We start from the raw sequence: 7,001 nt of genomic DNA, 5'->3' as shown, positions 1-7,001 counted from the left end.
CTGTCGGCCCTCGTCGAGGGCCTCCCCTGGCCGGACCGCCTGACCCGGGCCGTGGCCCTGGCCGCGGCCACCGTAAAGGCCCCCACGGCAGGCGAATTCGACCCCGCGACGTACGAGGACGTGCTGCCGCGCGTGAAGGTCACGGCGGCCTGAACCCGCCCCCTGCGAGGGGGCTCCCCGACGGAAGGACCACCGGCCATGCCACTCGTCCACACCAGGGAACTCATCACCGCAGGCCGCGCCCTGTGCGCTTTCAACGTCATCACGGTCGAACACGCGGAGGCCGTCGCGGCGGGCGCTGAGGACGCGAACCTCCCCGCCGTCCTGCAGATCTCGGAGAACGCCGTCAGGTTCCACGGCGGACGACCCGGCCCCATCGCCGCCGCCACGGCAGCGGTGGCGGCCGCCTCCTCGGCGCGCCTGTCCCTCCACCTGGACCATGTGGAAAGCGAGGCACTCCTGCGCCAGGCGCACACCCACGGCTTCAGCTCGGTGATGTTCGACGCCTCGAAACTCCCTTACGGGGACAACGTCAAAGCGACGGCGGAAGCCGCCCGTTGGGGCCACGAACGCGACATCTGGGTGGAGGCGGAACTGGGCCGCGTCGGCGGAAAGGCGGGCGACGCACACACCCCGGGCGTACGCACGGACCCGGCGGAAGCCGCGGCCTACGTGGCGGATACAGGCGTCGACGCCCTGGCCGTGGCAGTGGGCAGCACCCACGCCATGACGGAACGCACGGCGACTTTGGACCACGCCTTGATCGCGGCTCTACGGGACGCCGTCCCCGTCCCCCTGGTCCTCCACGGCTCGTCAGGCGTCCCGGACACGGAACTCCGCAGGGCGGTGGCCGCCGGAATGACGAAAATCAACGTGGGCACGGCATTGAACAAGGCCTTCACAGGCACGATCCGCGCCTTCCTGGAGGCCCACCCCTCCACCACGGACCCGCGCAAGTACCTGACCCCTGCGCGGGCCGCCATGACGGAGACGGTGGCGGAATTCCTCCGGACCGTCTCCGGGTGAGGTCACGCGCCGCCGGGCTGCAGCCAGACCTGGTCGATGTGCACGTCGCACTTGTTGCCCTGCTCGCAGGACATCTTGATGGTGTTCTTGCCCGGCTTGAGGGTGACCTGGGTCCAGGAGTTCACCCAGAAGTTCACCCACTCACCGGGCTTGGCATTGCCGAAGTTCTTCATCTTTATGGGGTAGGAGGCCGTCGCGCCATTGGTGGCGACCGAGAGGTCGTTGTCCGTGCCGGGCACTCCATAGGTGGCGTACAGCCGGTAGTCGCCGCCGGTGGGGACGTCCACCTCCCACTCGATGCCGGCACCCACCTGGTTGATGCCTACGTACGCACCGTTCTCGGCCTTGGCGCCGTGCACCTCGTGCGACGTGGCGGCGCTGCCGACCAGCCTCAGGCTCGACGCGTCCCGCTTGAGCTTCCCGACCGCCGACGGGTTGTCCGGTTCCTTCTTCTTCTCCGGGTCCTTGGACGGCTTCTTCTTGTCCTCGTCCTGCGGCTGCTTCTGGTCGCCCCCGGAGGACGCCTGGTTGCTGCTCTGGTCGTCACTCGTGCCGCTGTTGTTCAGCATCGCCACCGCGATGCCGCCCGCCACCACCGCGACGACGGCTATGGCCGCCACCAGCAGGCCGGTCCGCTTCGGCCGGGAGCCGCCGCCGTGGCCGCCGTGACCACCGTGGGACGCCGGCTGGCGCGGGACGCCGCCCGGCAGGGTCTCCGGGGCCGCGTAGTGCGGCGACGGCTGCTGGGCGTGCGGCGGCTGTGGCTGCGACTGCGGCTGGCGCGGGCCGTACTGGCGTGAGCCGACCGTCCGTACCTGGTTGTACGAAGTGCGGGGGACGCCCGGCTGCGGCGCGGCCGGGGCGCTGTCGTGAGGCCCCTCGCCGCCCTCCGAGCGGTACAGGTGCGCGAACGGGTCGTCGTTCTCCGGCGTACCCGTGCCGTTATTACCGGCCGTCATCCCCTGTCACTCCCCAGCTGTGGGCCCATCGCCCACTGGCCAAATCTTTGCGTTCGATTTCACGGTAGGCGGCGGTGCCGCGTTGGCGCAGCCTACCGCGACGCGGCGACACCTCGCGGTGCGTGGCCTCAGCCCGCCCGCCGACCTGCCTTGGCGCGTGACCGTTTTTCGACGTACATGCGCTGGTCGGCGGAGTGCAGCACCTCGTCGGCGGACATGCCGCAGCCTGCCCAGCCGATGCCGAAACTCGCGCCTACCCTCACCGCCCGGCCGTCAACCCTTATCGGCGGGACGATGGCGCTGCGCAGCCGTACGGCCAGGTCCTCGGCGTCGGCCTGGGCAAGGCCGTCCGCGAGGACGACGAATTCGTCGCCGCCGAGGCGGGCGACCGTGTCGCCTTCGCGGACGCCGTTGCTCAGCCGGCGGGCGACCTCTATGAGGACGGCGTCGCCCGTGTGGTGCCCGAAGCGGTCGTTGATCGCCTTGAAGCCGTCGAGGTCGCAGAAGAGGACCGCCAGGCCCTTGGTCCCGTCGTCCTCCCCGTCCTCGGGCGGGGCTATGGCGTGGACATGCCCGGGGTAGGCGCCGTCGTGCTCGCCGCAGCCGATCTCGTCGGGGGCGTAGTCGGGCCCGCAGTCCGGTGCGTGCTCGGGGCCGAGCTCGGAGCCGAAGCCGTGCGCGTACGGCCCGGTCTGCACGGACCCGTACGCACCGCCCGCAGCCATCCCGGCCGTCCCGGCCGCGCCCACACCCGCACTCGCAGCCGCCGCCCCGTCGACGCCCTCCACCTCGGCGAAGCCGTCGAGACAGCCGTAGGGCGCGGCCACGGCGGCCGCGTGGGGCTCGCTGCCGGGCGCGCGGTTGCACAGCCGGCTGCTGAGCCGGGCCCGCAGCTCGGCGCTGTTGGGCAGGCCGGTCAGCGAGTCGTGGCTGGCGCGGTGGGCGAGCTGCAGCTCGTGCCGCTTGCGCTCCTCGATGTCCTCGACGTGGGTGAGCAGGAAGCGCGGCCCGTCCGCGGCGTCGGCCACGACGGAGTTGCGCAGCGAGACCCACACGTAGGTGCCGTCACGGCGGGCGAGCCGCAGCTCGGCGCGGCCGCCCTCGGCGGAGGTGCGCAGGAGCGTGCCGATGTCCTCGGGGTGGACGAGGTCGGAGAACGAATAGCGGCGCATCTGGGACGCGGAGCGGCCGAGGAGGCGGCACAGGGCGTCGTTGGTGCGGTGCAGGCGGCCGTGCTGATCGCCGCCCATCTCGGCGATGGCCATGCCGCTGGGTGCGTACTCGAAGGCCTGGCGGAAGCTTTCCTCACTGGCGCGCAGGGCCTGCTGCTCCCGCTCCAGGCGGACGAGGGCGCGCTGCATGTTGGCCCGCAGGCGGGCGTTGCTGATGGCGATGGCGGCCTGGAAGGCGTACATCTGCAGCGCCTCGCGGCCCCAGGCGCCGGGCCGCCGGCCGTTGCGCGGCTTGTCGACGGAGATCACGCCGAGGAGCTCCCCGCCCGCCGTGCCCGCGGTGTACATGGGGGCGAAGAGGCGGTCCATGGGGTGCCACTCGTCCGGGAAGCGCGGCGCCGGGCCGGCGGTGTGCCACTGGGGCACGTCGTCGTTGTCGAGGACCCAGCCCTCGGTGTACGGGATGAACCGCAGCGAGCCCCACTGGTCGGCCATGGCCAGCCGCCGCTCCCAGGAGACGCGCGAGCCGACCCGCCCGGCCAGCAGCGCTTCCGCGCCGGCGCTGCCGGCGACGGCGGCCACGACGAGGTCACCGTCGGGCCGTACGAGATTGACGGCCGAGAGCTCGTACCCGAGCCCGGTGACGATGCCGTCCGCGACGGTCTGCAAGGTGTCCGCGAGACTTCGCGCCGTGTTCAGATCGGCCACCACCTGATGCAGCCCGCGCAAGGTGGCCAGGCGGACATACGGCTCCGACTCGGTCTCCATCTTCGCTCTCCCCCGAGACCTCGACAGCAACTCCAGGCTTCTTGTCGTCCGTTTACCACGGCCACTGAATCACAGCGAGCTGACCACTCGGTACACAGGGTCAACAATTACAGCCCTCTGTGACTCATGTCACAATGCGTGATGAGGTCCCGCTACTGGCGGGGTTAGAAGCTCTTATGCTTCCTGAACGCAAATCCGGAACCGTGCGAACACTGATCCGGACGCCTTCCCGAACCGATGCGGACAACTTTCGGAACCGTTCCGGCACCCTTCCGACCTAGGACCCGCCTGGTCCTGCAGTCCGATGCGAGGGCGCTACGGGCGGGCTAGCGTGCACAGCGTGTTGCAGACGACCCCGCTCTACGAGACCGCCATAGCCCATTCTGAAGGGGTGAGCGCCGATGAGTTCCGTGCCGCCCTCGCCCGCCTCGCCGCCGGCGTGGTGCTGGTGACCGCACACGACCCGGAGCACGGTCCGCGCGGCGAGGACGTCGGAATGACGGCGACCGCCTTCCTGTCCGTCTCGCTCGAGCCGCCGCTCGTCATGGTGAGCGTTCGCAACGATTCCCGTATGGACGACCTCCTGGAGCGGCAGCCGCTGTGGGCGGTGTCCGTCCTCTCCGAGAGCCAGCGGCACATCGCCGGACGCTTCGCGATGAAGGGACGGATCAGCGACCGCCTGCTCTTCGAGGACATCCCCTACACGTCCGGGACGGCGACCGGCGCGCCGCTCGTACGGGGCGCGCTGTCGACTCTGGAGTGCCGGACGGAGCAGCGGGTGACGGCCGGGGATCACACGCTGGTGATCGGCAGGGTGCTCACGGCGACGGCGCCGGCGACGGAGAGCGGTCCGCTGACGTACTTCAAGGGGAAGTACCGGCAGCTGGGATGAGGCGGGGCGGGGCGCGATCAAGCCCAGCCCTCAAGCCCAGCCCACAGGCCCGGCTCGCAGGCCCAGCCCTCAGGCCCAGTCCTTGCCGGTGCGCCCGCGCTTGGTCTCGGCGCGCTGCTTCTTCTGCCGCAGCCGCCGTTCGTTGATGCCGCGCGGGATCTTCGTGGCGCGCCGCGGGCGGGGCGGCGGGGCGCTCGCCTCGGCCAGCAGCGAGGCGAGCCGGACGGCGGCGGTCTCGCGGTTGCGCCACTGCGAGCGGTGCTCCGAGGCGCGCACGACCACGACGCCGCCGACGAGACGGCCGGCGAGCTTGGCCAGTGCGCGTTCCTTCCAGACCTCGGGCAGCGCTTCCGTGCGGGCGAGGTCGAACCGCAGCTCGACCTGGCTGTCGCTCGTGTTGACGTGCTGGCCGCCGGGGCCGGAGGAGCGGGAGAAACGCCACTGGAGCTCGGCCTCCGGCAGGGAGACCGAGCCGCGGATGACGTAGGGGCCGGACATGCCCCCCATGATCCCGCGTGGCACGGGCGGGCGTCACCTCGTTTTGCGCCGCCTTCGACACGCGCGGGCATCAGGGATTGGCAAAGAAAGTAAAAGCGGGTGGAACCCTGGGGTCCCCCGAGGACGTTAAAAAGGATGACGGTGACCCGCAGGCCGCGGTGCGCTGCAGAACCGACGCAGACTTGACCAGAAAGGGACAATTCCCATGGCTGTAAGCCTGTCCAAGGGCGGCAACGTCTCCCTCACCAAGGAGGCCCCGGGCCTGACGGCCGTCACGGTCGGCCTCGGCTGGGACGTCCGCACCACCACCGGCACGGACTTCGACCTCGACGCGAGCGCGATCGCCGTGAACCCCACGGGCAAGGTCTACTCCGACGCCCACTTCGTCTTCTTCAACAACAAGGCCACGCCGGACCAGTCGATCGTCCACACCGGTGACAACGTCACGGGTGCCGGCGAGGGCGACGACGAGCAGATCAACGTCAACCTGGCCGCCCTCCCGGCCGACGTCGACAAGATCGTCTTCCCGGTCTCGATCTACGACGCGGTGGCCCGCAGCCAGAACTTCGGCCAGGTCCGCAACGCCTACATCCGCATCATCAACCAGGCCGGCGGCGCCGAGCTCGCCCGCTACGACCTGAGCGAGGACGCCGCCACCGAGACCGCCATGGTCTTCGGCGAGCTGTACCGCAACGGCTCGGACTGGAAGTTCCGCGCGGTCGGCCAGGGCTACGCCTCGGGCCTGCAGGGCATCGCGCAGGACTTCGGCGTCAACGTCTGACGAAGGCCGCGGTGAGAGGCCGCCCCGGGTTACGGGGCGGCCCCTGCCCGGGCCGGGCGCGGGCGCGCTCGACCCGGCCCGGCTCAGCCGAAGCGCCCGGTCCCGGAAAGCTTCCAGTCCCGGTTGCATTCCGGGCCGCACCGCCACGACAACGGCGGATTAGCGGTCACATTGCGGTTGCCGTCGAGCAACCACGTCCCCACCTCACCAGTGGTCGTGTTGTGCCACAACACATCGGTGGTGTTCCCGACCGCGCCGGCAGGCGCGCTCGTCGCGACGACGTCGAGGGTCAGCGCGGCCAGCCCCGCCGGGGCTGCTGAGGTGCTCGGCTGCCGCCCCGGGGCACTTATCCGCCGCCCTACGACCCGGGCCGGTGGATTTCCGGGCCCGGAAGGCCGCCGCCACGTGCGGCTGGCAGCCCCCTCAACCTGGGTAGAACCAAGGGGAAGCGGCCCGCCATACCACACAGCCGACCGGTTGCGCACGCTCCGTAACCAGCGGCTGAGCAGCGGAGTTGGGGTTCACCGGGGCGGGTACGTAGTTACCCAAGGAGGGGCACCCGTGGAGACAGGACACACGCACCATGGACGACGGCGACTCACTCGAACGCATTCTCGCCGCAGTGATCGGCGACCGGGACCGCGAGCCCGAGCTGTGCCCGGAGTGCGGGCGCCCGCTGCGGGTGATCGTCGTGGCGGAGAACCCCGGCGACGCCACGTCGCCGGCGATCGTGCGAGGGGTCTGCCCCGCGTGCCCCAAGGGACTGGGCGCCGCGGCCCCCTGAAGCACCTGGCGCTGGCCTGCCCCAACTGCCAGAACATGATGCAGCAGATGGGCAACGGCGTGTACAAGTGCTGGAGCTGCGGATACACGAGCACCGGTTGAGCCCAGGCCGAGCCCCGACC

At 70.9% G+C, this 7,001-nt stretch carries 7 protein-coding genes and 1 pseudogene; 5 read left to right on the top strand and 3 right to left on the bottom strand.

Translation table 11 applies throughout. From position 1 onward, the window contains the following. Nucleotides 1-153 (top strand): annotated as a pseudogene (locus V7793_RS30370) (1-phosphofructokinase); the annotation flags it as partial. A 45-nt stretch (nt 154-198) separates the two neighbouring features. Beyond that, nucleotides 199-1,026, top strand: a complete 828-nt coding sequence (locus tag V7793_RS30365) for a class II fructose-bisphosphate aldolase (protein ID WP_336012514.1) — start codon at nt 199-201, stop codon at nt 1,024-1,026. A gap of 2 nt (nt 1,027-1,028) precedes the next feature. Here the strand turns inward: V7793_RS30365 and V7793_RS30360 are convergent, their stop codons facing one another. After that, the gene (locus V7793_RS30360) at nt 1,029-1,985 is read right to left on the bottom strand and encodes a carbohydrate-binding protein (RefSeq protein WP_336012511.1); all 957 of its coding nucleotides are present in this window, start codon (nt 1,983-1,985) and stop codon (nt 1,029-1,031) included. 128 nt (nt 1,986-2,113) lie between these two features. Continuing rightward, complete coding sequence (cdgB, locus tag V7793_RS30355) at nt 2,114-3,925, bottom strand: diguanylate cyclase CdgB (RefSeq protein WP_336012508.1); 1,812 nt, start codon at nt 3,923-3,925, stop codon at nt 2,114-2,116. 340 nt (nt 3,926-4,265) lie between these two features. On the opposite strand from cdgB, the gene V7793_RS30350 reads away from it, so the two are divergent. Continuing rightward, nucleotides 4,266-4,817 carry a flavin reductase family protein gene (locus V7793_RS30350; RefSeq protein WP_336012505.1) on the top strand — a complete coding sequence of 184 codons (552 nt, stop codon included), beginning with the start codon at nt 4,266-4,268 and terminating at the stop codon, nt 4,815-4,817. 69 nt (nt 4,818-4,886) lie between these two features. On the opposite strand, the gene arfB is transcribed toward V7793_RS30350, so the two are convergent. After that, nucleotides 4,887-5,324, bottom strand: coding sequence for an alternative ribosome rescue aminoacyl-tRNA hydrolase ArfB (arfB, locus tag V7793_RS30345; RefSeq protein ID WP_336012517.1), 438 nt, complete (start codon nt 5,322-5,324; stop codon nt 4,887-4,889). A 196-nt stretch (nt 5,325-5,520) separates the two neighbouring features. Between arfB and V7793_RS30340 the strand changes: the two genes are divergently transcribed. Further along, the gene (locus V7793_RS30340) at nt 5,521-6,096 is read left to right on the top strand and encodes a TerD family protein (protein WP_336012502.1); all 576 of its coding nucleotides are present in this window, start codon (nt 5,521-5,523) and stop codon (nt 6,094-6,096) included. A gap of 583 nt (nt 6,097-6,679) precedes the next feature. Further along, entirely contained in the window at nt 6,680-6,880 is a 201-nt protein-coding gene (locus V7793_RS30335) for a hypothetical protein (protein ID WP_168095827.1), read from the top strand. Nucleotides 6,881-7,001: the final 121 nt, after the last annotated feature.

The organism is Streptomyces sp. KLMMK, from assembly GCF_036961605.1.
In the GTDB taxonomy this organism is placed as follows: domain Bacteria; phylum Actinomycetota; class Actinomycetes; order Streptomycetales; family Streptomycetaceae; genus Streptomyces; species Streptomyces telluris.
The sequence above is the reverse complement of the archived record's forward strand: the minus strand, read 5'-3'. Positions and strand labels throughout refer to the sequence as shown.

Excerpts from the sequence above, each read along its gene's own strand:
- V7793_RS30365 (WP_336012514.1), top strand. The coding sequence starts at position 199 with ATGCCACTCGTCCACACCAGGGAACTCATCACCGCAGGCCGCGCCCTG.
- V7793_RS30360 (WP_336012511.1), bottom strand. The coding sequence starts at position 1,985 with ATGACGGCCGGTAATAACGGCACGGGTACGCCGGAGAACGACGACCCG.
- cdgB (WP_336012508.1), bottom strand. The coding sequence starts at position 3,925 with ATGGAGACCGAGTCGGAGCCGTATGTCCGCCTGGCCACCTTGCGCGGG.
- arfB (WP_336012517.1), bottom strand. The coding sequence starts at position 5,324 with ATGGGGGGCATGTCCGGCCCCTACGTCATCCGCGGCTCGGTCTCCCTG.
- V7793_RS30340 (WP_336012502.1), top strand. The coding sequence starts at position 5,521 with ATGGCTGTAAGCCTGTCCAAGGGCGGCAACGTCTCCCTCACCAAGGAG.
- V7793_RS30335 (WP_168095827.1), top strand. The coding sequence starts at position 6,680 with ATGGACGACGGCGACTCACTCGAACGCATTCTCGCCGCAGTGATCGGC.